This is a genomic window from Thermoanaerobacterium calidifontis (assembly GCF_055381745.1).
In genome coordinates, this window is sequence record NZ_AP042436.1 from 2,596,970 (window position 1) to 2,622,753 (window position 25,784).

Annotated in this window: 24 protein-coding genes; 5 read left to right on the forward strand and 19 right to left on the reverse strand. The window is 36.2% G+C overall.

The features are described from left to right. Positions 1–4: 4 nt before the first annotated feature. Entirely contained in the window at positions 5–1,408 is a 1,404-nt protein-coding gene (gene sufB / locus ACZ42G_RS13305; protein WP_085113405.1) for a Fe-S cluster assembly protein SufB, read from the reverse strand. A 13-nt stretch (positions 1,409–1,421) separates the two neighbouring features. After that, positions 1,422–2,174, reverse strand: coding sequence for a Fe-S cluster assembly ATPase SufC (gene sufC / locus ACZ42G_RS13310; RefSeq protein ID WP_464850818.1), 753 nt, complete (start codon positions 2,172–2,174; stop codon positions 1,422–1,424). 478 nt (positions 2,175–2,652) lie between these two features. On the opposite strand from sufC, the gene ACZ42G_RS13315 reads away from it, so the two are divergent. Both ACZ42G_RS13315 and ACZ42G_RS13320 read left to right on the forward strand, forming a co-directional pair. Then, a complete protein-coding gene (locus tag ACZ42G_RS13315) occupies positions 2,653–3,087 on the forward strand; it encodes an RDD family protein (RefSeq protein WP_274893621.1) in 435 nt (144 codons plus the stop codon). 236 nt (positions 3,088–3,323) lie between these two features. After that, positions 3,324–3,869: a DUF5673 domain-containing protein gene (locus tag ACZ42G_RS13320; protein WP_464850820.1), complete on the forward strand. Its 546-nt coding sequence runs from the start codon at positions 3,324–3,326 to the stop codon at positions 3,867–3,869. Between the two features lie 54 nt (positions 3,870–3,923). Here the strand turns inward: ACZ42G_RS13320 and ACZ42G_RS13325 are convergent, their stop codons facing one another. After that, positions 3,924–4,208 carry a co-chaperone GroES gene (locus tag ACZ42G_RS13325; protein WP_041592273.1) on the reverse strand — a complete coding sequence of 95 codons (285 nt, stop codon included), beginning with the start codon at positions 4,206–4,208 and terminating at the stop codon, positions 3,924–3,926. Positions 4,209–4,244: 36 nt separating this feature from the next. Continuing rightward, complete coding sequence (locus ACZ42G_RS13330; protein ID WP_274893623.1) at positions 4,245–4,820, reverse strand: glutaredoxin domain-containing protein; 576 nt, start codon at positions 4,818–4,820, stop codon at positions 4,245–4,247. 180 nt (positions 4,821–5,000) lie between these two features. Between ACZ42G_RS13330 and ACZ42G_RS13335 the strand changes: the two genes are divergently transcribed. After that, positions 5,001–5,189: an H-type small acid-soluble spore protein gene (locus ACZ42G_RS13335; RefSeq protein WP_464850822.1), complete on the forward strand. Its 189-nt coding sequence runs from the start codon at positions 5,001–5,003 to the stop codon at positions 5,187–5,189. Positions 5,190–5,236: 47 nt separating this feature from the next. On the opposite strand, the gene ACZ42G_RS13340 is transcribed toward ACZ42G_RS13335, so the two are convergent. The 3 genes from ACZ42G_RS13340 to ACZ42G_RS13350 form a co-directional block, all read right to left on the reverse strand. Beyond that, positions 5,237–6,457, reverse strand: a complete 1,221-nt coding sequence (locus ACZ42G_RS13340) for a DUF438 domain-containing protein (RefSeq protein ID WP_464850824.1) — start codon at positions 6,455–6,457, stop codon at positions 5,237–5,239. Positions 6,458–6,590: 133 nt separating this feature from the next. Further along, positions 6,591–7,568: an SPL family radical SAM protein gene (locus ACZ42G_RS13345; RefSeq protein WP_464850826.1), complete on the reverse strand. Its 978-nt coding sequence runs from the start codon at positions 7,566–7,568 to the stop codon at positions 6,591–6,593. A 58-nt stretch (positions 7,569–7,626) separates the two neighbouring features. Further along, positions 7,627–8,127 carry a zinc ribbon domain-containing protein gene (locus tag ACZ42G_RS13350; protein WP_464850827.1) on the reverse strand — a complete coding sequence of 167 codons (501 nt, stop codon included), beginning with the start codon at positions 8,125–8,127 and terminating at the stop codon, positions 7,627–7,629. A 309-nt stretch (positions 8,128–8,436) separates the two neighbouring features. Between ACZ42G_RS13350 and adhE the strand changes: the two genes are divergently transcribed. Beyond that, a complete protein-coding gene (adhE, locus tag ACZ42G_RS13355; protein ID WP_085113415.1) occupies positions 8,437–11,016 on the forward strand; it encodes a bifunctional acetaldehyde-CoA/alcohol dehydrogenase in 2,580 nt (859 codons plus the stop codon). A 284-nt stretch (positions 11,017–11,300) separates the two neighbouring features. Here adhE and hcp read toward each other — a convergent pair whose 3' ends face one another. Continuing rightward, complete coding sequence (gene hcp / locus ACZ42G_RS13360) at positions 11,301–12,941, reverse strand: hydroxylamine reductase (RefSeq protein WP_464850828.1); 1,641 nt, start codon at positions 12,939–12,941, stop codon at positions 11,301–11,303. A 146-nt stretch (positions 12,942–13,087) separates the two neighbouring features. After that, positions 13,088–14,071 carry an L-glyceraldehyde 3-phosphate reductase gene (gene mgrA, locus ACZ42G_RS13365; protein ID WP_274893629.1) on the reverse strand — a complete coding sequence of 328 codons (984 nt, stop codon included), beginning with the start codon at positions 14,069–14,071 and terminating at the stop codon, positions 13,088–13,090. 142 nt (positions 14,072–14,213) lie between these two features. Between mgrA and ACZ42G_RS13370 the strand changes: the two genes are divergently transcribed. Further along, a complete protein-coding gene (locus ACZ42G_RS13370; protein ID WP_085113418.1) occupies positions 14,214–14,651 on the forward strand; it encodes a DMT family transporter in 438 nt (145 codons plus the stop codon). Between the two features lie 39 nt (positions 14,652–14,690). On the opposite strand, the gene ACZ42G_RS13375 is transcribed toward ACZ42G_RS13370, so the two are convergent. From ACZ42G_RS13375 to ACZ42G_RS13420, 10 genes are all read right to left on the reverse strand, one after another. Then, a complete protein-coding gene (locus ACZ42G_RS13375) occupies positions 14,691–14,861 on the reverse strand; it encodes a zinc-ribbon domain-containing protein (protein ID WP_085113419.1) in 171 nt (56 codons plus the stop codon). A gap of 143 nt (positions 14,862–15,004) precedes the next feature. Next, positions 15,005–15,667, reverse strand: a complete 663-nt coding sequence (gene lepB, locus ACZ42G_RS13380) for a signal peptidase I (protein ID WP_274893630.1) — start codon at positions 15,665–15,667, stop codon at positions 15,005–15,007. A 112-nt stretch (positions 15,668–15,779) separates the two neighbouring features. Continuing rightward, entirely contained in the window at positions 15,780–15,986 is a 207-nt protein-coding gene (locus ACZ42G_RS13385) for an XkdF (RefSeq protein WP_274893631.1), read from the reverse strand. A 45-nt stretch (positions 15,987–16,031) separates the two neighbouring features. After that, the gene (locus ACZ42G_RS13390) at positions 16,032–20,294 is read right to left on the reverse strand and encodes an acyl-CoA dehydratase activase-related protein (RefSeq protein ID WP_274893632.1); all 4,263 of its coding nucleotides are present in this window, start codon (positions 20,292–20,294) and stop codon (positions 16,032–16,034) included. A gap of 184 nt (positions 20,295–20,478) precedes the next feature. Then, on the reverse strand, positions 20,479–21,336 hold the full coding sequence (locus ACZ42G_RS13395; RefSeq protein ID WP_085113422.1) for a YitT family protein: 858 nt from the start codon (positions 21,334–21,336) through the stop codon (positions 20,479–20,481). A 288-nt stretch (positions 21,337–21,624) separates the two neighbouring features. After that, complete coding sequence (locus ACZ42G_RS13400; protein ID WP_274894089.1) at positions 21,625–22,287, reverse strand: hypothetical protein; 663 nt, start codon at positions 22,285–22,287, stop codon at positions 21,625–21,627. A 95-nt stretch (positions 22,288–22,382) separates the two neighbouring features. Further along, entirely contained in the window at positions 22,383–23,060 is a 678-nt protein-coding gene (locus ACZ42G_RS13405) for a hypothetical protein (protein ID WP_464850832.1), read from the reverse strand. Between the two features lie 72 nt (positions 23,061–23,132). Then, a complete protein-coding gene (locus tag ACZ42G_RS13410; protein WP_464850834.1) occupies positions 23,133–24,275 on the reverse strand; it encodes a hypothetical protein in 1,143 nt (380 codons plus the stop codon). Between the two features lie 297 nt (positions 24,276–24,572). Continuing rightward, the gene (locus ACZ42G_RS13415; RefSeq protein WP_094044146.1) at positions 24,573–24,905 is read right to left on the reverse strand and encodes a hypothetical protein; all 333 of its coding nucleotides are present in this window, start codon (positions 24,903–24,905) and stop codon (positions 24,573–24,575) included. A 22-nt stretch (positions 24,906–24,927) separates the two neighbouring features. Next, positions 24,928–25,764 (reverse strand): hypothetical protein, encoded by an 837-nt coding sequence (locus tag ACZ42G_RS13420; protein WP_464850835.1) that lies wholly within the window; start codon positions 25,762–25,764, stop codon positions 24,928–24,930. Positions 25,765–25,784 lie beyond the last annotated feature (20 nt).

The following is a 25,784-nucleotide window of genomic DNA, read 5'->3' on the forward strand; positions in this document are numbered from 1 at the left end:
TCCTTTACCCTATAGTTCCTTCAAGCTCCAGCTTTATAAGGCGATTAAGCTCAACGGCGTACTCAAGCGGAAGCGACTTTGCTACAGGCTCTACGAATCCTCTTACGATCATGGACCTTGCCTCATCTTCACTTAATCCTCTTGTCATAAGATAGAATATCTGCTCATCGCTGATTCTTCCTACCTTTGCCTCATGCCCTATGTCCACATTGTCGTTTAAAACTTCTATTATAGGCATCGTATCTGATCTCGATATTTCATCTATCATAAGGCCTTCACACTGTACAGATGCCTTAGCACCTTCTGCATTAGGCCCTATCCTTAAAAGTCCTCTGTAATTTGTGATTCCACCGTCTTTTGATATGCTTTTTGCCAATACTTTGGACGATGTATACGGTGCTAAGTGTATCATCTTAGATCCTGTATCTAAATGCTGTCCTTTTGCCGCAAATGTCACACCTGTGTATTCAGATTTCGCACCTTTACCTCTTAATACAGACGCCGGATAAAGCATAGTCTTGTGGCTGCCAAAAGAGCCTGATATCCACTCTATGACACCATCTTTATCGACTAAAGCTCGCTTTGTATTTAAGTTGTAAGTATTTTTGCTCCAGTTTTCGATAGTAGAGTAAATAAGCCTTGCTCCTTCTTTTACAAAAAGCTCCACACAGCCTGCGTGTAAATTGGATACTGCATACTGTGGTGCTGAACACCCTTCTATGAATCTCACTTCGCTGCCTCTATCGGCTATAATAAGCGTGTGCTCAAACTGCCCTGTTCCTGGTGCATTCATCCTGAAATATGCCTGAAGCGGCACTTCTACTTTCACATTTTCAGGCACGTACACAAATGTGCCACCGCTCCATATGGCCCCGTGTAGCGCCGCAAATTTGTGGTCATTTGGCGTAACATTCTTCGTCATAAAATACTCTTTAATAACGTCAGGGTATTTTTTTAAAGCCGTGTCCATGTCTTCAAATATTACGCCTTGTTTTGCCAGATTGTCTTTTATGCTGTGGTAAACAACTTCTGAGTCGTACTGTGCACCTACGCCAGATAAAGCCTTTTTCTCTGCCTCAGGAATGCCCAACTTCTCAAACGTATTTCGTATGTCTTCAGGTACTTCGTCCCATGAGTTTTTTAATTTAGCGTCAGGGCTTAGATATGCTACAATGGAGTTTATGTCAAGCTGACTTAAATCAACGCCCCATGTAGGCATTGGCTTGCTTTCATATATTTCAAGAGATTTTAAGCGAAAGTCTCTCATCCACTTAGGCTCATTTTTTCTCTCTGATATTTCCTCAACGATCTTTTTAGAAAGCCCCTTTTCCGTCTTGTACGAATACCTGACTTCGTTTTTTATGTTGTACCTGGAAAAATCTATATCATTAACAATGGTCTTTTTCATCTGATTCACCCCTTTATGACAGAACTTCGTCCAGTATAGACTCGTATCCTGTCTTCTCCAGCTCCTTCGCCAGATTTTTGTCTCCTTCTTTGACAATTCTTCCATGTGCCAGTACGGATATTACGTCTGGCTCTAAGTAATCCAATATCCTATTGTAATGAGTTATAATTAGTATTGACATATCTTCTGTCTTCAATTTCCTTACTGTCTCAGCAACAATCCTTAAAGCGTCTATGTCGAGGCCTGAATCTATTTCATCCAACATGACAAGCTTTGGATTTAACATAGCCATCTGCAAGATCTCACTTTTCTTCTTTTCTCCGCCAGAAAAACCTACGTTTAAGTACCTTGTCCTGTACTCCTGCTTCATGTCCAGCATATCCATCTTTTCCTTCATGCTTTTTGCAAATTGCAGCATAGGCATGTTTTTATTTGTAACTGCATTTAAAGAAGTCCTTATGAAATTATCTACCGTAATCCCTGGGATTTCCTCAGGAGATTGGAACGATAAAAATATGCCTTTCTTCGCCCTTTCGTTTACTTTGAGGTTTACGATATTTTCCCCTTCAAAAAGTATCTCACCATCTGTAACTGTGTAATGTGGATTTCCCATTATTACATTGCAGAGGGTACTTTTTCCGCTGCCGTTAGGGCCCATAATAGCGTGTATTTCTCCTCTTTTTATAGTCAAATTAAGTCCTTTTAATATCTCTTTGCCGTCCACTTCTGCTTTGACACTTTTTATTTCTAACAAATTATCCTTCATATTTACACTCCCTTTTTAATTCCTACTATTTTAATGGGATTACTTCCATGTTTTAATTATACCCTAATATTAAAAAAAATCAATAAATATATGAAAAATATAATCATTGTTTATTTTTCCCTTGTGTAACATAATCTATAGCGAAGAAAAATAATATGGATTTAAAAAATTTACTTCTTTTACTTTTATCAATATAAAATCTTTGATAAAATAAAATTAAGTTTTTATTTTTCAAAATTATACAAAAACGGGGTATGATGATGAAAAAGCCATTAATTAGAATTTTAATTGATCGACTATTATATTTGTTAATTGCATCATATGGAATTATCAAGGTATTTATCGTTAAAGGTGTTATAGACAAAATATTCTTATTTGCAATATTCATTTCATTCTCTTATGAATTTTACAAAACTTTTAACCACCAAACCAAATTCAAGTAGTAAAAAAATTAATTAACGCTAAGGGGGTAGCATTCATGAAATATGCTGGTTTTTGGAGAAGGTTCATCGCTTTTTTAGTAGATTACATTGTCATCGTCATAGCTGAAATGATCTTGCTTTTAATCTTTGGAGTAATTTTACAATTGACAGGAAATGTAGATAAAAGTAGTAGTCAGACTGATACGGCTATTGGAATGTTTATTTTAATTGTACTCATAGTTGGTAATTGGTTGTACTATTCGTTAATGGAATCATCAAATTTTCAGGGAACATTAGGTAAAGTAGTTTTAAACATTAAAGTTACAGATTACGATGGCAAAAAAATTTCTTTCAAAAAAGCAACAATCAGATACTTTTCAAAAATTTTGTCCACTTTAATAATTTTCATAGGTTTTGCTATGGCCGGCTGGACGAGATACAAGCAAGCTTTGCATGATATAATTGCTGGTACTTTTGTAATAAAAAGTTGAACTTTTCAAATGGAGGGAGGAGCAAATTGCTGAAACTTTTTATAAGGGCATTGATTTCTAGTTTAATTTTTACACTGTTAATGTTTCTGTTATTAAAAAGAGAAAAAAGTGACTATAAAAAGAAGAGTTTAAAGCAATTCGCCTTTATGTTCTTAGTTTATTTCATATCATATATGCTTATTAGCTTGCTCATCAAGTAAAAATTTTAAATTTTTTCTGAAGGAGTATCATTGTAAATGAATAGAAAGAACATTATAACAATAATTATTGCTGTGTTAATAATGGCCTTTGGATTAATTATAGGATCATTAAGTAGATATAACATCTTAGAAAAAATTTTTTCTGTTCTCTTAGTTACAGCAATACTGGCTTTAATATACGATACATATTTTCTTTTCAAAGATAAAAGATATTTTGGAAAAGCAAAATGGATAGTAAAATCAACCAATAATCCATTACTGCTTACAATCAGCTTGTATTGTATCTTAATACCGAATTTAAGCAACAACTCTAAAGACTCTCTGCACACCATGCTTATCTCAATTATCTTTGTATCTGGACTAATCCCCTTTCTTCATTCCATATTAAAAGACGGAATAAACGAAAAAGGCATATTTCATTGGGGCACTTTATATACATGGGATAAGATTCAAAACTACAGCTTTACAGACAATTTCTTAGTCATAGCTTTAAATTCCGCCACTAATAAAATCAAATTAATTGTCAAAAAAGAAGATAAAGAAAATATTAAACTCTTATTAAAAGAGCATATAAAGCGCTAACATCAATCAACAAATAAAATAACAAGCCACGAAAAAACCGAGATTTACTCTCGGTTATATTTCATCTACATCCACGTATTTAGCTATTATATCGTCAACAGGAATTATCAAATACTCGGTATCGCCGTGCTTTATCTTAGTACCAGAAAATTCTTTGTATATGACTCTATCGCCTATTGATATCTCATCTGTGGCACCGGCTGCAAGGCCTTCCACAATTCCTTCATGAAGCTTTTCTTGTGCGTTTCTTGGGATTATTATGCCGCCAACTTTTTTATCTCCTTCAGCTTCTTCAAGCCTTATAAGTGCGTTCCCATTTACTGGTTGTATCTTTTCCATGTACATCATCCTTTCTATTATATTTATAAATAATTTTTATCCTTGGATACCTAATAGTGTGTTTAATCTGGCCTTATCAAATCCCACTACTATTGTACCATCTATGTCCGTCTGTGGCACACCTCTTTGTCCGCTTCTCCTTACAAGTTCTTCAGCAGCACCAGGATTTTTGGTCACATCTACTTCTCTAAATGGTATATTGTTTTGCCTCAAGTACGACTTTGTTGCGCTGCACCACGGGCACGAAGGCGATGTGTAGACAATAACCCTATGGTATTTTTTTGATCCATCGCTTGACTTTACAGGCGATGTAGTAAGCAACTTTTCGTAATAATCTTCTGTCTGTACGCCGTAGACTATCTGCTGTACTTTCCCGTCACCGTAAGCAATTAAAGCAGGTACAGCAGTAATGCCAAATTCTGTATGCAATCCTACTTCTGACGCATTTACTGCATAGACTTTTACATCCTTGTTTTTATCGCTGAATTTCTTTAAATTATCTAACGCCTCTAAACTTTTTTGAGATTTATTAGAGTAAAATAACAGCATAAAGAAATCTGCCGACTTTTTTATGTCCTCAAATTCACTCCTGTCCTTTATAAAGCTTAACATACGCAACACCTCTTACAATCGTATATAAGTCGCGGGTTTATACCCCCCAATGGTAACTGGTTTAATCTACAATATATTATATTCACACTGCATTAAAATGTCAACATATCAAATATTATGTGAACAGTATATGTTTATATAAGCTAATGTATACTATCTATAAGGAAAGGAGTTGTTTTTATGAAATATGAAAGAGCTGAAGAAATATACAATTCTCCATCAAATTATGAAGTTATCTATGATGGTCAGGCAGTATGGATAAATTCTCTAAATCCCAATAAAAAATACGCTAATATCAAATTTTTGCACGACAACGCCGTCATGGATGTTCCTGTCGGTTTTTTGGTGGAAGGCAAAAAATTAAGCTAAAAACAAGGGCAGCCTTTCTCGATTACAGAAAATAGCTGCCCCTCATCTTATGACATTAATCGTTTTTCTCCTTCCAAGGCTTTAATAGGTCCTATATCTTGTGTGACTTCTAATGTTCCTAAATACTCTCCATCTTTGTCTCTTACAGCAAAATACCTGATGTACACGTATTTGTTCCCTATTTTTATCCAGAAATCTTCATGACTCTTTTTCCCTGATTTAAAATCCCTCAAAAGTTCTTCTACTACATGTACACTGGCAGGCGGATGGCAATACTGAACCTTTCTGCCTATTACAGCCTTCGTCCTGGCAAAAATCCTGTCTTTCCCATTCGAAAAATACCTTACCACATCATCTTTGTCAACAAACGTCACATCAAAAGGCAAATTATCAAATATGGCACCTATCTCTTCCACCTTCAAAACACCTGTGTCAAATTTAATATATCCATGCTGTGCATCATTTGCAAGTTTTCCTTCTTCTTTAGCCTTTAAACTTTCCCTTTTTGGTTTCCACTTTGACTCAGGTGATATTAAGCAATATCCGATTTCGTCACTTTCATCCATGATATTTACCCATTCATCCTCAGTAAGCGTATCCAAAGCCATCGGGAGAAGTATGTTCTCCTCTTTGAATATCATCTCTATTATCTTATTGATAAGCTTATTTAGCTTATCTTCAATTGCACCTTTTTTAGATTCATTGTATCCTTTTAAATCACCGATGGTGGATTTTAAAAGCTCTCTAATTTCATCGTCCACACCCCACATGACACTTGGAGGGCCTGTTATTCCGTACTTCTCCAGATATGGAAACAAAAGATTTTCTTTCCTTGAATAATGTTTATCAATATCCATGAGAAGATTTATATTTCCCAAAAGCTTTGATATGCTCTCTTGTGTGCCATTGCGTTTAAAATCCTCTAATGTTGGCCTTAAATTTTCATTTATATGTTTTTCAATTGCTCTATTTTCTTCCTTAAATGTATGAACCGGATGTCCGGGTATAGTCTCAGGTTTCTTTAGCTGCTCCAATGACTCTCTGAAAACAGCCGCATGAACATCGCAAAGCCTTTGAATTTCCTTTACAGAAAGCCCCTCGTTCATAAGCTCCTGTTCTATCTGAGACAATTCTGTATGCGTAATGCCGTCTATTACGTCTTTGAATTTTTGCTTCACCTCATCCACCGATTTGCCTTTGTGAAGCTCTCTTATCACTTCTTTTAAAAGCTCTTGCCTGTGCTCTCTATTGTTTATAAGCTCACTCATAGTAAATCCTCCTTTCTTAAATTATTATCTAATTGTTGCATTCATATTTATTATGCCGTCTATCTTCTTATTTAAAACAGATGTCTCAACTTAATTTTACCTCAAAATACAGTTATTACTGTGATATAAATCACTACTTTAAAAATAATTTATCCTTGCTTACATGCTTTGCCAATCTATCGTACACAAATTCTTTCATGTACTTTTCATTTTTATATGTAAATACTCCATCCTTTACCTCCGTATCATAGCAAAATACAAATGATGTTTCTTTAAGCTTTTCCACTTTTTTAGCCTGCTCCTTTACCATCCTAAATGCGCCTATATTAAAGTCGTATATATCTTGAAGTGGCAATTCTTCGTACAATTTATCTATAAAGTCCGAATATATCTTTTCAAAACCATCAACATACATGATAGGTTCTAACGATATTCTCACTTTTACTCCTTTTTCAATAGCCTTTCTTATGGCCATTATCCTTTTGTCAAGGGATGGAGTAGAAGTCTCATAAATCGAAATCACTTCCTGAGGTAAAAGGGACCACGAAAATATTACATTATTAGGAATCGCTGTAGATTCAAAAAACGCCGCATTAGCACATTTTGTCCTTATCTCCATCAACAAGTTTTCATTAGTCGTTGCGTATGAAATCCACATAGACGCAAAGTTTGTCAACGGCTCAAACGCCAATAAATCTGTCTCATATGATATGCTTAAATATATCCTTTTGTCACAAGAAAGTTTGTCAACCTCATCAAAAAAGTCTTCTAAATTGACAAAAAACACGATATTAGCCGATGGATACATGCCTTGAAGATAACAGTAATCGCAAGAGTAAATGCAGTTTAAGACATTCGAAGTATGGTAAAACTCATCAATCCCAAAGTTTTCGCACATCTCAGAACCTCTGTATATAAAATCGTACCTTTTCTTTGCCAGTATTATATTTGGATATTTCTTTTGCATGACATAATTCTGCCTTTGCCTTAAAAATAAGTCGCTATACCTTTGGATTTCAATAACAGTACTTCTTTTCAATGCATTTAATATTTTCTCTGTAGTAGAGTGGTTTAAAACATCTTTTTCAACGTAAACATGAGAAAACTTCATATGCCATTCATCCTCTCAAAGTGTATAAAGATAAACAAAAAAGCGCCCATAGCGCCATTTAAACATCATTAAGCTTGTGTATATCTAAAAGCAGCTTCACATCTGCTTCTCTTTCAAGTATGTGGTCATTCAAAACGTCAAATTTCTTATCTATCCTCTTAAAATTCAATTCAAACTTGCCAAGTTGGCTTGTGTGCTTTGTGACTTCTTCAAATGTATGCTTTAAGATGTACTCAACATCACTTTGCTGCCTTTCAAGGTTGTATAGTCTATTTTCAACACCATCAAGCCTCTTGTCAATCTCGTCAAGTCTATATTCAACACCGTCAAACCTCTTATCCATGCCATCAAGTCTATTTTCAACACCGTCAAGTCTTTTTTCTACATTGTCAAGTCTTTTTTCTACATTGTCAAGCCTTTTATCCATATTGTCCAGTCTTTTGTCTACGTCGTCCAATCTCTTTTCAACGCTGACAAGTCTTCCGTCCATGTTTTCCAGTTTTAGGTCAATCGAGTCAAATCTTTGAAGCACCAAAGTCATAAACTCTTCATTTGTCAAGGTTTTTTCCCTCCCCTTTTACCTTTGTGTCCATTATAACACACCCAAAAATCACAAGCAATGAAATAATTTGAGTAAAATTTTTTAGTTAATCGTTTATAAAAAATTTTCTATATTGACAAACTAATAGTGATAATATATCATATAAGTGTAAGGTGATTGTTAAATGAATAACAAAAATTATTTACATCATACGGTTCAAGATTCAATCCATTCAGGCAAATTTCCTATTAAAATGCTTGAATAACAAGTACAATCACCCCAAATATAAAGATTTATTGTTAATAAATTAACACGGAGGTGTTTATCATGGCAACGACGAAAACGGAATTAGACGTTCAGAAGCAGATAGATTTACTTGTATCAAGAGCACAAGAGGCTCAAAAAAAATTCATGTCTTACACACAAGAACAAATCGACACAATCGTAAAGGCAATGGCTTTAGCAGGTGTAGACAAACACGTAGAGCTGGCAAAGATGGCATATGAAGAGACAAAAATGGGTGTGTACGAAGATAAGATTACGAAAAATCTCTTTGCCACAGAGTACGTGTACCACGACATAAAAAATGAAAAGACTGTAGGAATCATAAACGAAAACATAGAAGAAAACTACATGGAAGTGGCAGAACCGATAGGCGTAATTGCCGGTGTCACACCTGTCACAAACCCGACATCTACTACGATGTTTAAATGCTTAATATCCATAAAGACGCGAAACCCCATAATATTCAGCTTCCATCCAAAGGCAATAAAGTGCAGCATCGCAGCAGCAAAAGTCATGTACGAAGCTGCATTAAAGGCAGGTGCACCTGAAGGATGCATAGGCTGGATAGAAACGCCATCGATAGAAGCAACACAGCTTCTCATGACACATCCAGGCGTATCTCTAATCCTTGCAACAGGCGGTGCAGGAATGGTAAAAGCAGCATACAGCTCAGGAAAACCAGCATTAGGCGTAGGTCCTGGCAACGTGCCATGCTACATTGAGAAATCAGCAAACATAAAAAGAGCTGTATCAGATCTCATCTTAAGCAAGACATTTGACAATGGAGTAATATGCGCATCAGAGCAAGCTGTGATAATAGATGAGGAAATAGCAGATGAAGTCAAAAAGCTTATGAAAGAGTACGGCTGCTACTTCCTAAATAAAGATGAAATCAAGAAGCTTGAAAAATTCGCAATCGACGAGCAAAGCTGCGCCATGAGCCCTGCAGTGGTAGGTCAGCCAGCCACGAAGATCGCCGAGATGGCAGGCTTCAAAGTTCCTGAAGGCACAAAGATATTAGTGGCAGAATACGAAGGAGTAGGTCCAAAATATCCTCTATCAAGGGAGAAACTAAGTCCAATTCTTGCTTGCTACACTGTCAAAGATTACAACGAAGGAATCAAAAAGTGCGAGGAAATGACTGAATTTGGAGGTTTAGGCCACTCTGCTGTAATACACTCTGAAAACCAAGACGTCATAAATGAATTTGCAAGGCGAGTCCGCACAGGAAGACTTATCGTAAATTCACCATCATCACAGGGAGCAATAGGAGATATATACAATACAAACACGCCATCACTTACATTAGGCTGCGGTTCTATGGGAAGAAACTCAACAACAGACAATGTAAGTGTCAACAATCTTTTGAATATTAAGCGTGTCGTGATAAGGAAGGATAGAATGAAATGGTTCAAGATTCCACCAAAGATTTACTTTGAAAGCGGGTCACTGCAGTATCTGTGCAAGGTCAAAAGGAAAAAAGCCTTTATCGTCACAGATCCATTCATGGTTAAACTTGGCTTCGTAGACAAAGTGACTTATCAATTAGACAAGGCAAACATCGACTACGAAATATTCTCAGAAGTTGAGCCAGATCCATCTGTTGACACAGTCATGAACGGCGTAAAAATAATGAATTCATACAATCCAGACTTAATAATCGCTGTAGGCGGCGGTTCTGCAATAGATGCAGCAAAGGGAATGTGGCTTTTCTACGAATATCCTGACACGGAGTTTGAAACATTAAGGCTTAAATTCGCTGATATAAGAAAGAGAGCATTTAAGTTCCCAGAGCTTGGCAAAAAAGCGCTGTTCATCGCAATACCGACGACAAGCGGTACAGGCTCAGAAGTTACAGCATTTGCCGTAATAACCGACAAAAAGAGAAATATCAAGTACCCACTGGCAGACTACGAGCTTACACCTGATATAGCCATAATAGATCCTGACCTTACAAAGACAGTGCCACCATCTGTAACAGCAGATACAGGTATGGATGTGTTGACACACGCCATAGAAGCATACGTGTCAGTGATGGCATCAGACTACACAGATGCGCTGGCAGAAAAGGCCATAAAGATCGTATTTGAATACCTGCCAAGAGCTTATAAAAACGGTAACGATGAAGAAGCCCGCGAAAAGATGCACAATGCTTCCTGCATGGCTGGTATGGCATTCACAAATGCATTCCTTGGAATAAACCACAGCATGGCACACATACTGGGCGGAAAGTTCCACATACCACACGGAAGAGCAAATGCAATACTTCTGCCGTATGTAATAAGGTACAATGCAGAAAAGCCTACAAAGTTTGTGGCATTCCCACAATACGAATATCCAAAGGCAGCAGAAAGATATGCAGAAATCGCCAAATTCTTAGGACTGCCTGCATCAACCGTTGAAGAAGGCGTAGAAAGCTTAATCGAAGCTATAAAGAATCTCATGAAAGAGCTTAACATTCCGCTGACCCTAAAAGACGCCGGCATCAACAAAGAACAGTTTGAAAAAGAAATCGAGGAAATGTCAGACATCGCCTTCAACGATCAGTGCACAGGGACAAATCCAAGAATGCCTCTCACAAAAGAAATTGCAGAGATCTACAGGAAGGCATACGGTGCATAAGTAATAAAAAAAGTACGGCTTACAAGTTAATTAAAACTTATAAGCCGTCTTTTTTTATCACTTTTTTGACACATACATCAAAATCTTATACAGCAAATATATTATAAAAGCTAAAGCGCCAACATTTATTATTAGAATTATATTTGAGATTAAATACATAAATAGGACTCCCCTTTATTTACAAATTATTGTATATTTATATAATATCACAAGTCGAAAGAAATAAAAGGCATCAATTTTAAAAAAAGACGGCCTATCTAAGAGCCGCCTTTTTGCATCTATATTTAATTCCCCATAAACATCTTTATGTCATCTTCCACATTTGTTATGCCGCCGATGCCGAAGTTTTCAACTAAAACTTTTGCGACGTTTGGCGACAAGAATGCTGGAAGTGTCGGTCCTAAGTGAATATTCTTTACCCCCAGGTACAGAAGTGCCAATAATACTATTACAGCTTTTTGCTCATACCATGCAATGTTGAATGATATTGGAAGCTCATTTATATCTTCAAGTCCAAATACTTCTTTAAGCTTAAGCGCAATCACTGCCAATGAATACGAGTCATTGCACTGTCCTGCATCAAGCACTCTCGGTATGCCGTTTATATCGCCAAGATTTAATTTATTGTATCTGTACTTTGCACATCCTGCTGTCAATATGACCGTATCTTTTGGAAGTTCTTTTGCAAATTCTGTGTAGTATTCTCTTGACTTCATCCTGCCGTCGCAGCCTGCCATTACAAAGAACCTCTTTATAGCTCCAGTCTTTACTGCATCAACTACTTGATTAGCCAAAGCCAATACTTGGTTGTGAGCAAATCCTCCTACTATCTCTCCACTCTCAATTTCAACTGGCGGTTTGCATCTCTTTGCGTGCTCTATTATCTCTGTAAAGTCTTTCTTGCCGTCTGGGCCAGCATCAATGTGCTTCACACCTTCAAATCCAACGACGCCTGTCGTGTAAAGTCTATCTTTGTATGAATCTTTTGGCGGCGTCAAGCAGTTTGTTGTCATTAGTATAGGGCCATTAAAGCTTTCAAATTCCTTATCCTGTTGCCACCATGCATTGCCGTAGTTGCCTGCAAAGTGTGAATACTTCTTAAATGCTGGATAGTAGTGGGCAGGAAGCATTTCACCGTGTGTATATACATCAACGCCTGTTCCCTCTGTCTGCTCCAGCAGTTCTTCCAAGTCTTTTAAGTCGTGTCCGCTTATCAATATGCCAGGATTGTTTCTGACGCCGATATTTACCTTTGTGATCTCAGGATTGCCGTACGTGGACGTATTTGCTTTGTCCAAAAGCGCCATCACATCGACGCCGTATTTACCAGCCTCTAATGCAAGTGATACATAGTCATTTGCACCTAAGCTGTCATCCAATGTTGCAACTAACGCCTTTTCAATAAACTCTGATATATTAGGATCTTTAAAGCCAAGGTTTGCAGCATGGAATGCGTACGCTGCCATACCCTTGATGCCGTAAGTTATAAGCTCCCTTAGAGACCTTATATCTTCATTTACAGTAGCAAGCACACCTACTGATAAAGCCTTCTCATCAAATTCACTTTCATCTGCACTCCATGTAGCTGCATCATGCAAATTGTTTAATTCAACTCCATTACTTTTCAATTGGTTTTTTATTGACTCTCTAAGGTTTAAGCCTTCTTTAATTTTGCCAACAAAGTAATTTTTGTCAAAGTTGACATTCGTTATTGTTGAAAACAATCCGTCGATGATGAATGAATCCGTGCTTTCACTGTTTAAACCATGTTTTCTGGCTTCTTTGTTAACAATTGCGATGCCCTTTAGCGTGTATATTAGCAAATCTTGCAGCCTTGCTGTGTCGTCAGTTTTGCCACACACACCTCTTAATGTGCAGCCAACGCCTTTTGAAGCTTCTTGACATTGGTAACAAAACATTCCCATATCATTTCCTCCTTCATTTATTTCAATTCGCCAATGTGCGAATTGTATACAGTATTTCGTACGTTTATTATTATACAATCGTCAACCGATTTTTTCTGTGATAAATATCACAATAACAAAAATATGAGGGTTTTTCCCCTCATATTTTATTTAGACAGTATATCATCTATTTCTTTCAATTCTTCATGGCTGAATTCCAGGTTGTCAAGCGCCTTTACATTCTCCTCTATCTGGCTTACCCGGCTGGCGCCAATTATAACAGATGTGACTTTTCTTAAGTCCCACGCCAAAGCCATCTGTGCAATGCTTTGGCCTCTTCTATCTGCGATTTTTTTCAGTTCTCTTACCTTATTTATATTCTCCTCTGTAAGATTACCTCTCAGTGAAGTGTTCTTTCTGGCAGCTCTCGAATCGTCCGGAACTCCATTTAAGTATTTATCAGTAAGTAGTCCCTGTGCCAATGGACTAAATGCTATACTTCCGACGCCTTCTTCCTCAAGGACATCTGTAAGCCCATCTTCTATCCATCTGTTAAACATGGAGTAGCTGGGCTGGTGTATTAGAAGCGGCGTCCCAAGCTGCCTTAGGATTTCAGCGGCTTTCTTGGTATCTTCAGTATTGTAATTTGAAATGCCAGCGTATAAAGCCTTTCCTTGCCTCACAGCCTGTGCCAGCGCTGACATGGTTTCTTCCAAAGGTGTATTTGGATCTCTCCTGTGGGAATAAAATATATCAACGTAATCTATGCCCATCCTCTTTAAACTTTGGTCCAAACTTGATAGCAAATATTTCCTTGAGCCCCAATCACCATAAGGGCCAGGCCACATTGTGTAACCAGCTTTTGTGGAAATCAACAATTCATCTCTGTAGCCTTTTAAGTCCGTCCTTAAAATCTTGCCGAAGTTTTCCTCAGCAGATCCTGGAGGCGGCCCGTAATTGTTTGCCAAATCAAAATGGGTTATGCCAAGGTCAAACGCCTTTTTGACCATCTCTCTCATGTTTTCAAATACATCATATCCGCCAAAGTTGTGCCATAGTCCAAGTGAAATCGCAGGAAGCATTATGCCACTTCTTCCGCACCTTCTATATATCATTTTTTCGTATCTATTTTCGTTTGGTATGTAGCTCATTTTTCTCCCTCCTAAATCGGTTTCTATTTTAATTATATAATAATTATTATTAAAAACAAAATATTTAAAAGTTAATTTAATTTTTGTCAATTTAAAAATATGGTATATTAAATAAGTAAACTATTTGAAAGGGGAACATCAAATGAATTCTATAATGCTTTATATAGGCGCCATTATTGTTGGACTTGCTTTAGGACTGCAGTCGCCGATGAATTCAGCTCTTGGCAAGATAGCTTTACCAAAAAACTCTGCAGTCTTAAATAATTTAGTTGGACTTATAATATTAGTCCTCATCAGCATATCAGACGGCAGTATAAAACAATTTGCAAGTTTATTTAAAGCACCAACATATCTTCTATTTGGCGGCGTATTAGGATCTATAATCGTTTTAGGATCAATCATTCTGATTCCAAAGCTTGGTGCAGCGACTTTTGCATCTATTATAGTCTCAGCTCAAATGATTGCTGCTGTGCTTATCGATAATTTTGGATTATTTGGTGTGGAAAAAACTCCCATCAATTGGTTCAAAGTAATAGGTGTTGTGCTTCTCATAATAGGTGTAAGGTTAATAAAAGCATAAAAAAACCTTATAGATTTTTCTATAAGGTTTTTTCTCAGGTTATCTTCTATAGCCTCTGTTGTTATTGTACTGCTGCTTTCTTGCTTTTCTGCATTCAGGGCATCTCTGAGGCTCATTCTCAAAGCCTTTTTCTTTATAGAAAGCTTGCTCGCCTTCTGTAAAGACGAATTCCTTGCCGCAGTCTTTGCATACTAATGTCTTATCAGCCACAACACTTTCCTCCTTTTTAAGATTTATAAGATTTAAACAAACCAAATTCCATCCTAAAAAGGGGAAATGTTGTTAAATCTCTTTTTTAACTACGAATTAAAGTATACCACGTTTCATCACAATATGCAATACTTTTATTTAATTTAATATCGGCTATTGCTATAAATAGAACCAATCTCATCAAATGGCCATATCCTATATAATACTTTTCCTTCTATTTGCTTATAATCTACAAATCCTATTATCCTGCTATCTAGACTGACTTCGCGATTATCGCCCAACACAAAGACTTTACCTTTTGGAACCACTAACGGGAATGTTAAGGCATTAGGATAGCCATTCCCTTTAACATATGGATAAGTCTTTCCTTTAGCATAGTACTCATCTTGTTTAACGCCATTTACGTATACATATCCATTTTTTATATCAATTTTATCACCCGGTATCCCAATCACACGTTTTATTAAAATATTATCATCTTGATATCCAATGATATTATTATATGTTTCTTTTAATTCTGAAGTTACATTTGATAAAACCCCATTGCTTTTTTCTACTTTATTAAATATAATTATATCCCCTCTTTTCGGCTCTTCAAAATTATATACCAGCCTATTTTCAAATAATTTCTGACCATTAAATAAAGTATTTTCCATAGAACTTCCTTTTACTTGAACCATAGCAAAAGCTGTACTTTTAAGTAATATTGATATAGTCAATGCAATAAATAATGTCAAAATCCATTCAAACACTTCTCTTTTTAATGTTTTCTTACTTTCTGATTTTGCGAATTTGGATTTTCCCATGAATTAATTCCTCCATCTCAATATATATGTTTCTCAATTGATTACTAATACTCGCCTATTTTCGCTAAATATTTCTAAAATTGATGTTTTAATCTATGGTAGCAAATTTTTCTTATTCCTCACTGGTAAAATAGTTCATATACGCCTTATCAGCGGCACTTACTTCCATTCCGTTAAACACAATTGTCTTTTTATCACCATCTTCTGATATGAGAGTAAGCTTAGAATCAAATGTTGCAGGTATGTTTTTGCTGGGCTTAAAATAGTACGGTTTATAGCCATCTTTAATAAGTTTCACTGCATAAGAAATCTTATCCATCCGTAAAACCTCCCGTACTATTTATAATGCCCACATTTTAAAAAACTATATTTTCTCTGTGGCAGCAATCTGCTCGAATGTTTCATTGCTTTTTTCTAATTTCTTGAAAGCTACAGACAGCATAAGCTTTATTCTATTTAGCTGATTTACTTCGCTGGCGCCGGGATCATAATCAACCGCCACAATGTTAGCTTCTTTATAAAGCTCCCTTAATGCTTTAATGACGCCTTTCCCCGTTATGTGGTTTGGAAGGCATGCGAAAGGCTGTATGCAAACAATATTTGATATGCCTTCTTTTAATAACTCCACCATTTCTGCAGTAAGATACCAGCCTTCGCCAGTTATGTTACCAAGAGATACTATAGGTGACGCCAACTCCTTTAGCTCATTTAGGGTTTTGGGAGAGATAAATCTTTTGCTTTTCTCTAAAGCCTTTCTCATCTCTTTTCGATAGAACTCAAGTCCTGCAATGCCTATATTCTGCAAAACCTGCCTTATCTTGCTGCCTGACAAATACTTATACTTTTCATTTGCATGATCCAGTATAAACATCAAAAAGTCTATCAGATTCGGCAGTATCACTTCTGCCCCTTCTTTTTCAAGCACATCCACGATGCTGTTATTTGCAGTAGGATGATACTTCACAAGTATCTCGCCGACAATGCCAACTTTAGGCTTAATTACATTATTGATCTCAAGATTTTCAAAATCCTGAACAATCTGATGGACATTTCTCTTAAATAATTTCAAATCTCCACTTTTTACGGACTCTATGCACTTTGCCACCCATTTTTCATAAAGCTTATTAGCAGAACCAGGTATCTTCTCATATGGCCTCACCCTAAGCAGCACATTTTGTAGAAGGTCACCATATACGAGGCCTATAAATGCTTTATTCAGAAGTCCTGGCGTTATTTTAAATCCAGGATTCTTCTCCATGCCAACAAAATTCAATGATATGACGGGTATATTTTCAAATCCTGCATCTTTCAAAGCCTTTCTTAAGAAACCTATGTAGTTGGTAGCTCTGCAACCACCGCCTGTCTGTGTGATTATGACAGACGTATTGTTTAAATCATACTTACCAGATTTCAATGCTTCAATAAGCTGCCCTACGACTATTATAGAAGGAAAACATGCATCGTTATTGACATATTTAAGCCCTTCTTCAACAGCCGGCTTATCTATAGATGGAAGAACCTCCAAGTTGTACCCTGATACATTGAAGGCTTCCTGTAAAAATTGGAAATGTATTGGCGACATCTGCGGTGCCAGTATAGTGTGCTTCTTCCTCATTTCGTCCGTAAACAGTATTCTTTTCATCGTATATGAAGTCTTGCTTCTTTTCTCATCTTTTCTTTCATTGATAGCGGCTATCAATGACCTTATGCGTATCTTTATAGAGCCTACATTTGTACCTTCATCTATCTTTATAAGCGTAAATATTTTTTCCCGGGAGCTTAAGATCTCCTGAACCTGATCGGATGTGACAGCATCGATGCCGCATCCAAAGGAAGTAAGCTGTACAAGCTCTAAGTTATCGCTGTCAGCCACAAAGCTTGCCGCCGCATAAAGCCTTGTGTGGTACATCCACTGGTCAACTACTCTAAGCTTTCTCTCAAGTTTGCCTAAATGCGCTACAGAGTCCTCCGTCAATACTGCCACACCCAACGATGTTATTATTTCCGGTATGCCATGGTTTATCTCTGGATCTATATGGTATGGTCTGCCTGCAAGAACTATTCCTCTTTTTCCCGTATCTCGCAGATATTTTAAGACTTCTTCGCCTTTTCTCATTATATCTTCTTTTACCCTTTTATCTTCATCAAATGCTTCTTTTAAGGCATTTTCCACTTCACCTTTTGATACGCCAAAAACTCTCAATTCTTCATAAAGCCTTTTGGCAAGTTTTTCTTTGTCATCCAATGCCAAAAATGGATTCATGAATAAAATGTCTTTTTCCTTAAGAACATACATGTTATTTCTAATTACTTCAGCGTATGACGACACAATTGGGCAATTGTAATGATTGTCTGCATCTTCAAATACATTCTGCTCAACAGGTATGCATGGATAAAATATCGTCTTTATGCCTTTATTTATTAAGTTGACTATGTGTCCATGGACGATTTTCGCCGGATAGCATGCGGAATCTGACGGTATAGTATCCATGCCTGATTCATAAAGCCTTTTTGACGACCTGTCAGACAATATAACCCTGAATCCAAGCCTTGTGAAAAATGTAAACCACAGTGGATAGTTTTCGTACATGTTCAAAACTCTCGGTATGCCAATGATACCTCTATACGCCTCGTCTTCACTTAATGGCTTGTATCCAAATATTTTTTTGTACTTGTAGTCGTAAAGATTTGGTATATCATTGTTAGTTATCTCTTTTCCTGCTCCTCTTTCACAGCGGTTTCCAGATACAAATACTCTGCCGTCATTGAATTTATTTATAGTTAAAAGGCATCTGTTTGTGCATTTATTGCACCTGCCGCTTGACACTTCTACACTAAAGCTTTCGAGCTTGTCTTTCGTAAATATTGTACTTATACCGCCACTGTACCTTTCCTTTGCGATAAGTGCTGCACCGTACGCACCCATTAGCCCTGCTATCTGAGGCCTTACGGCATTTCTACCTGTAATAAGCTCGAAGCTTCTCAATATGGCATCGTTAAGGAATGTGCCACCTTGAACGATTATCTTTTCTCCCAGCTCTTTCGGATCTCTTATCTTTATGACCTTGTATAAGGCATTTTTTATGACAGAATACGAAAGACCTGCAGAAATATCACCTAACGATGCCCCTTCCTTCTGTGCCTGCTTTACCCTTGAATTCATAAAGACAGTGCAACGAGAACCTAAATCGACTGGGTTTTGAGCTTTTAGAGCAGCTTCAGTAAACTCATCAATTGACATGTTGAGAGACGACGCAAATGTCTCTAAAAACGAACCACAACCCGATGAACATGCTTCATTTAGCATTATACTGTCGATTATGCCATCTCTTATCCTTATGCACTTCATATCCTGTCCGCCTATGTCAAGTATGAAGTCGACACCAGGCAAAAAATGCTCTGATGCCTTGTAATGTGCAATTGTCTCAATCTCACCTATATCCACCATCAAAGCTGCTTTAATAAGGTTTTCGCCGTATCCTGTGACAGTAGAATTAGCAATAAATGCGCTATCAGGCATCTTTTCGTATATGTCTAATAGCACTTTTATGACAGAATTTAGTGGATTTCCTTCGTTACTGCCGTAGTAAGAATAGACAATTGCACCATCCTCATCTATCACAACTAACTTTGTTGTAGTAGAACCTGCATCTATTCCTAAGAAAAGACCACCTTTAGCATCTTTTATGTCTTTCTCCAAAATATCAATGCCTTTGTGCCTATCTTTAAATTCATTGTACTCATTTTCATCTACAAATAGCGGTCTTAATCTCTCCACATCATTTTTCACTTTGTATGGAATCGTATGTACTCTATTGTATAAGTCTCTTAATGCAATGATCTCATCATTTTTTGCAGATAATGCCGCACCTATGGCAACTGCCAATTGAGAATTTTCAGGAACGATGACCTCTTCATCTTTCAAGTTCAATGTTTCTATAAATCTCTTTCTTAATTCCGGAAGAAAATATAAAGGCCCACCTAAAAATGCCACATTCCCTTTTATAGGCCGTCCACAAGCCAGTCCGCTTATGGTCTGATTTACAACTGCTTGAAATATGGAGGCTGCTATATCTTCCCTTGCGGTTCCTTCATTTAAAAGAGGCTGAATGTCCGTCTTTGCAAAAACACCACACCTTGCAGCTATTGGATATATGACTTTGTGGTTTTTGGAAAGCTCATTTAAACCTTGTGCATCAGTCTTTAAAAGTGATGCCATCTGATCTATAAATGCACCTGTGCCGCCTGCGCAACTGCTATTCATCCGCTGTTCGATAGTACCGTCAAAGTATGTAATCTTGGCATCCTCGCCGCCTAATTCTATGACCACATCTACATCCGGGAAAAACTTTTCCACCGTCTTGGTACCTGCAATCACTTCCTGCACAAACGGCATATTAAGCCACTCAGACACTGCCATACCGCCAGAACCTGTTACAGCAGCAGATACAACAAGGTCACCAAATTTAGAATACGCGTCATCTATCAAGTTTACAATAGTATCTTTTATGTTAGATAAGTGCCGCTCATATCTACTATAGATGATCTCATCATTTTCATTTAAGATGACTATTTTGGCCGTAGTGGAACCTACGTCTATTCCTAAATAGTGCAAATTTCTATTCACTTCAATTTCTCCTTCAGATATACGTATTGTAATTATTATATAATAGATAGATTTAATTATAAATAATTCCTTAAATTTATGTTAGCACTATTTAGTTTAAAAACAAAATTCCTATTTACACATTAATCCAGGCTGTATCTAAAGCCCAAAATAAATGATGGGCTAATTATTTAACAAATAATTTTTAATGAATTGATCTTTTCCTATGCTTGCCTCCCATCACATCAGAAACATCATTGATAGTGACAAAGGCATTTTCATCTTTATCATATATGATGGATTTGAGCTTCGCCACTTCTAGACGAGTGACGACAGAGTAAATGATAGTCTTCTGGTTCTTCGAAAATCCTCCTTTTCCCTCAATAAATGTGACGCCCCTGCCTAACCGTGCAGTTATGGCATCTGCAATCTCCTCACCATATTCTGAAATGATAATGACCGCCTTAGCTTCGTCCAGTCCTTCTATTGTTATATCTATCACCTTAAACGCAATAAAATAAGCGATCAGAGAATACATTGCTCTGTCCCATCCAAAAACTAATCCTGCACTGCTTAGAATGAATACGTTAAAAAACATCACCATTTCTCCCACTGAAAATGCCGTACGCTTATTTATTATGATTGCAACCATTTCAGTCCCATCAAGGGATCCGCCGTATCGAATAATCATTCCTACGCCAATCCCCAAGATTACTCCGCCGAAAACCGACGCAAGCAAAACATCATTTGTGATACCGGGTATAGGGTGTAAAATTGAAACCCATAACGACAGAGATAATAAGGAAAACAAAGATGACAAGACAAATGTCCGACCTATCTGATTGTACCCTATAAATAGAAATGGAAGATTATAAACGATTATGAATAAGCTAAGCGGCAATTTGGTCAAATAGCTTGAGATTATTGATATTCCCGTGATTCCACCATCAATAATGTTGTTGGGTATGAGAAATATTTCTAATCCTACTGCTGCTAAAATCGATCCTAAAAAGAGGAAAATGTATCTAATCATTTCTCGCACAATTGGATGATTTTTCGTCATATAATCCCTCCTTAAAATTAAAATTTATCACTGTTTAATTTATATGATAATCACTTAAGAACATTTACTTGGCATATCTTGTGTATTAACTTCATTGCATGAAATAAGCACATTTTAATAAATAACTTTTCTCACACAAAGTGCTTTACATAAAAAACCCATATTATTATACTATAAATGCTAATCTAATTGAAACCCAACATTATAGTGGGCGCCTCATGTGAACAGAAGACACTTTACTTTCCCCTATTTTTACCGCATACCAAAATTGTACATTAAGTTTACACATTAATCCAGGCTGTATCTAAAGCCCAACTCTACTGTCTTTCTTATATAATATCCATTTTCACCTGATTGAAAAACATTAAACCCAGACTTATTTAAAAGCCCTACCGTAAATATATTGGCTTTCATTTCTATCGTTGCAGTACCGCTTGCCTCGATTTCCTTTGAAGGAAAGACACCTGTTGTAGAAATCGCAGCCGCATGTGGATTTTTCAACTGCCAATCGCCATCATCAGCTTTCTCCCAATACGTCTTATCAATGCTTTTTATCTGTCTTAAGCTATCGGAATAAACCGTCAAAACTACGTAAAGTCTCACTACGGCAGAATAATCTTTGCGCTCTTTGTAAATTGTCACTTTTGATGCTTTATTGGTAAAACCCGATACATTTAAAGGCTCTTCTTTTACACCATAAGCTTCAATGAATTTTCCGTTGTCTTTGTCATAAACTTCAATCCTTGAAAATCCATCAGAATCCAACTTTGACTCAGATATATTGATATTATCTCGTGACACATCTATATGGCCATATTTCAATTTGATTGTCTTTGCTGGCATATTATCAACGTTTGTACTTTCAGTATCTTTCTGTGTATTGACATTTGATAAATCAAAAGCTATGATGACAAACAAAACCACAGCAATAAATGACAAAACATATATCATTTTTCTCAATCATACCACCACCAAATATATATTGCCAATATAAAGACCCTCTACATAAAGTGGAAGGCCTTTATATGTTTATCTTCGAATTGTTTTTACTTTAGTCTAACCGTAAAATCGCCTGATATGGGAGAGCCAATCTGTGGTCCATCATTTACAAAAGAAATATAGTAATTGTATGCGGGGTCCAAATTGTAAAATCTTGTTGTCCACCAGCCAGTATTAGAATCTGTTGAAAATTGATCCGAGCTCATTACAAACTTATTCGTGCCAGCTTGATAAACATTAATGTGCCATAACACATTAGCAGTATAATCAGCTCTTACATTCCAGTCCACATATAGCTGCGTGGAACCATTTGTGAAAAAATAGTAGTTTGAAAAAATCTCCGTGTTGACTCCACTGAAAGCACCATCATAAGGTAGATTTGTTCCTTTAGTCGGCCGACTAAGGGACATTGGATTAGCTGCATTTAAAGAAGCTACCTTTTGTGATGTCATTTTTGTAGTTTCAGAAGCCGGTTTGGCATTTTCTCCAGTTGAAATAGTTATTTGGTTACTGATTATATCTACATTTGAAGGAACTTGCCTCAAATATGTCATTTTTGTCGTCTCAGACGATGGTTTAAGATTTTCTACAATTGGTGCGGAAATTTGTTTACTACCTGTATCCACATTTCCTCCTCGTAAAGCAAATGAAGTTCCACTTAAGCTTAAACTTAAGATGAGTATCAAGATTAAACATATTGATATTCGAATTGATTTTCTGTTCACTTTAATTTCACCTCCTTTCGGTATTAAAATATTTCGCAAACATCATCAGTAAATCTTTGGTTTTATTATATGCTAATAATTTATATCTTCCCGGCCTGGAAAGTACATCAAATCTGCACCAAACTCTTTATACAGGTTTTTATCTTTTACATTGATTTCAGATGTGACTTTCTTATCAGGACCAATTACATCCCACGTATCATCGCTTTTTAGATGTATCGCACCTAATAGCTTATTATCTTTAAAGGCGCATATTAAAGGTTCTACATTTGTATCTGTACTTATAGGAAGGTTTAAAATCAACACGTCTTTATACTTTCCAACAGGCGTTATATCTTTAGAATAGTCTGGCTTAAAACTTCCCTCTTTCACGATGCTTCTACATTCTTTCGCAACATCATCAAGCAAAGTTGCTTTTTTGGTCTTAAGATCGACTTCACCTAAAGTTTTGAAACATTGGATGTAGTATTTAGAACCTACAAGCATTGTATTATTTGGACAAGGTGTATAAATAGCGCCACCTCCGGGAAGCCTTATCTCATCCCAGCTTATCTTGTCAATGTTGTCTACATTGCACTTGGCAACGTATATATTGGAATGTGTCTCAAATGGATAATAAAAGATAAATGTTATATCGCCTGTTTTGCTGTCATAATCTATAAAGCATGGTTGATTATATTCACCTACTGTAATATCATTGCCTTTGTCATCCTTCGTTTTATACAGAAATGATACATTCTTTTCCATTACATCGCTGCCATTGTGTAAGTATAATGTATAGTTTTTTACTTTTTTAATTGGTTCAGGATTGTCATCCACATTCCCTTTAGCCTCAATGTCCTTGCCGTATACCGTACCCACATCATTGCCTTTGACAAAATCTACTTTGTCTTTATATTCATCTGTTGGATAATACGTCTTCCTCAATACTATCCTGCCATCTCCATCCCAAAATAAAGGTGTGACAAAATTGGGGTCTTCTGAGATATAGACCGTCTTTTCAGTTAAATTTACTTTAGAATTATTCAAATCCCAATAAGCTAACATTGCCGAATGTTTATTATCTGGCTCATTTGTATATATCAAAAAAGGTATTTTTATCTCTTCAATGGCGCTTTTAGGGTTTTCTTTTTCTATAACTTTAGTATTGTCTGCAGTATAACAACCTGTAGCAATAAATATAAGTGCAAAGACCATCAAGAAAAACTTTTTCATAAAGAACAAAAACTCCTTCCTTAAACACTCATTAATCTTAATTCCAAAGAACATAATATTCATAGCCTGATACATTTGAGTAATTTACTTGATTCCTATCATTTGTATGTCCACTAAATTCCCTTGTTAAGAAGATTTCCAATTGATGATAAAGACAAACGACAAAAACAAAAGATTTAAAACTAATACAACCAAAATGATAGATAACAACCATTTGAAGAATTTATCCAAACCCATTCACCTCAGTTCTTCCAGACATCGCCGTTTCGAGTAACGCTTACTCTTAGATCAACATACTCATCTTGTATTCTGGAAAAAGCGTTTTTCCAAATCTTTTAATTTCGACCTTAAAATGCTTTCATCCATATGTTTTATCTCAGCAATCTCGCTAAATGTCATTAAAGACATGTCTATACCCCAACGCATTTTTAATAATTCTTTTTCTTCCTCAGAAAATTCTTTTGTTATCTCAGCAAAATTTTCTTTTATAAATTTCAACAAGTTTTCAAATCTATCCTTTTCATATGGTTCTATTGGCTGTTCATCTTCAGTTATAACTATATTTTCTGCTTCAATACCATTTTCTATTTTTTGAAGCATTACTTTTTTCCTTCCACAACCCTTAATCACGACTATACACCGCCTACATTTTTCATGGCCAAATATGTATTTGACTTGAGTACATAGTTCCTATAACTTCAGCATGTCCTGGTGCTGAAAGAACATAATAATTTCTACTCATATACGAGCCTATTGTCTTATCTAAATATAAATATAGAGGTGTATATATCGCAGTTCCCGTTCCATAATACGGTTTTTGAGTGGCTACTTGTTGCCAACTACTACCAAGCGCCCATAACAGACTCATAGTTAATTGAGCATTAATGGGGTAATCTGCTGTAACATCACCATTATAATATAAAATACCAGAACTTGTTAAAGTGACATAAGCGTCTACATACGCTACAACCGGAGTAATATCACTTGGAGCAATTTCACTATTATTAAGTGAATTATCTATTTTATCCAATTTGATGTCATCGTCTTTAACGTTGCTGGTAGGTTCAGGTAATAAGCATACTTTCACGCAATTCATAGCTAGTATATTCTTGTCATTATAATAGCCAGTAATCAATAAATTATTTTCATCAATAAAATTAAATTTAAGAACATCTATTTTTATTTTTTGTTTTTCTATTATATTATTTACTCTATTCATGCTCAATTTTATTTGCTTCTCTATATCTTTATTTATCTTTTTTTCAAAATCATCCGGTATATTCAAAGTTAGTGTGCCATCCTTTTCTTGCAAAACATATTTCGATAATTCTTCAACAATTTGTGTTTGATTATCTTCAACTGGTACATTCGTGTTTTGTAATTTTACTTTTGATGGATTTTTGTAAGAAGATTGGATAGCAGCAAAAGATGTAATACTAGCTGTTATAAATAAACATAGAGTTAATAATAACACTGCTAATTTTTTCATTTAAACCATCCTCTCATCAT

What these genes read in the sequence shown, in the direction of transcription:
- ACZ42G_RS13370 (WP_085113418.1), top strand. Translation starts at nt 14,214, where the DNA reads ATGAATTCTATAATGCTTTATATAGGCGCCATTATTGTTGGACTTGCT.
- ACZ42G_RS13320 (WP_464850820.1), top strand. Translation starts at nt 3,324, where the DNA reads ATGAATAGAAAGAACATTATAACAATAATTATTGCTGTGTTAATAATG.
- ACZ42G_RS13315 (WP_274893621.1), top strand. Translation starts at nt 2,653, where the DNA reads ATGAAATATGCTGGTTTTTGGAGAAGGTTCATCGCTTTTTTAGTAGAT.
- mgrA (WP_274893629.1), bottom strand. Translation starts at nt 14,071, where the DNA reads ATGAGCTACATACCAAACGAAAATAGATACGAAAAAATGATATATAGA.
- ACZ42G_RS13420 (WP_464850835.1), bottom strand. Translation starts at nt 25,764, where the DNA reads ATGAAAAAATTAGCAGTGTTATTATTAACTCTATGTTTATTTATAACA.
- ACZ42G_RS13410 (WP_464850834.1), bottom strand. Translation starts at nt 24,275, where the DNA reads ATGAAAAAGTTTTTCTTGATGGTCTTTGCACTTATATTTATTGCTACA.
- ACZ42G_RS13400 (WP_274894089.1), bottom strand. Translation starts at nt 22,287, where the DNA reads ATGATATATGTTTTGTCATTTATTGCTGTGGTTTTGTTTGTCATCATA.
- lepB (WP_274893630.1), bottom strand. Translation starts at nt 15,667, where the DNA reads ATGGGAAAATCCAAATTCGCAAAATCAGAAAGTAAGAAAACATTAAAA.
- sufB (WP_085113405.1), bottom strand. Translation starts at nt 1,408, where the DNA reads ATGAAAAAGACCATTGTTAATGATATAGATTTTTCCAGGTACAACATA.
- adhE (WP_085113415.1), top strand. Translation starts at nt 8,437, where the DNA reads ATGGCAACGACGAAAACGGAATTAGACGTTCAGAAGCAGATAGATTTA.
- ACZ42G_RS13345 (WP_464850826.1), bottom strand. Translation starts at nt 7,568, where the DNA reads ATGAAGTTTTCTCATGTTTACGTTGAAAAAGATGTTTTAAACCACTCT.
- ACZ42G_RS13325 (WP_041592273.1), bottom strand. Translation starts at nt 4,208, where the DNA reads ATGGAAAAGATACAACCAGTAAATGGGAACGCACTTATAAGGCTTGAA.
- ACZ42G_RS13335 (WP_464850822.1), top strand. Translation starts at nt 5,001, where the DNA reads ATGAAATATGAAAGAGCTGAAGAAATATACAATTCTCCATCAAATTAT.
- ACZ42G_RS13340 (WP_464850824.1), bottom strand. Translation starts at nt 6,457, where the DNA reads ATGAGTGAGCTTATAAACAATAGAGAGCACAGGCAAGAGCTTTTAAAA.
- hcp (WP_464850828.1), bottom strand. Translation starts at nt 12,941, where the DNA reads ATGGGAATGTTTTGTTACCAATGTCAAGAAGCTTCAAAAGGCGTTGGC.
- ACZ42G_RS13395 (WP_085113422.1), bottom strand. Translation starts at nt 21,336, where the DNA reads ATGACGAAAAATCATCCAATTGTGCGAGAAATGATTAGATACATTTTC.
- sufC (WP_464850818.1), bottom strand. Translation starts at nt 2,174, where the DNA reads ATGAAGGATAATTTGTTAGAAATAAAAAGTGTCAAAGCAGAAGTGGAC.
- ACZ42G_RS13330 (WP_274893623.1), bottom strand. Translation starts at nt 4,820, where the DNA reads ATGTTAAGCTTTATAAAGGACAGGAGTGAATTTGAGGACATAAAAAAG.
- ACZ42G_RS13385 (WP_274893631.1), bottom strand. Translation starts at nt 15,986, where the DNA reads ATGGATAAGATTTCTTATGCAGTGAAACTTATTAAAGATGGCTATAAA.